The following is a 334-nucleotide window of genomic DNA, read 5'->3' as shown; positions in this document are numbered from 1 at the left end:
AGCGTCTTCGGGTCGGGCACGCGGACGTTGATCGTCAGCGGGGTGCCGTACCAGCCTCGGACGGAGCGTTCGCCGATCCCGGGCCAGGCGCCAGGTGCGTCGTACTCCTCCAGGGCCTTGCGCAGGGTGGACCGGTTCTGTTCGGCGGCGAGCATCCGGTCGGGCCGCGAGCGCAGTTGCCGGCGGGCGATGACGGCGGAGAGCGCGGGCATCCGGTACTTGTACGCGGCCCAGGGGGCGGCGAGCGGCTTCAGCCCGGGGAGGGTGAGGTCGGCGGCGAGCCGAGGGGGGGGGTGGCCGGGGGCGAGGGGCAGCTCGTAGATCACGCGGACGG

1 protein-coding gene is annotated in these 334 nt (G+C 74.6%); it reads right to left on the bottom strand.

Annotated elements, in window-relative coordinates; translation table 11 throughout:
- Window positions 1-334 (bottom strand): hypothetical protein (locus UK12_RS42315; RefSeq protein WP_045307139.1); only part of this gene is annotated, 334 nt, incomplete at both ends.

This window comes from Saccharothrix sp. ST-888 (assembly GCF_000955975.1).
In the GTDB taxonomy this organism is placed as follows: domain Bacteria; phylum Actinomycetota; class Actinomycetes; order Streptomycetales; family Streptomycetaceae; genus Kitasatospora.
The sequence above is the reverse complement of the archived record's forward strand: the minus strand, read 5'-3'. Positions and strand labels throughout refer to the sequence as shown.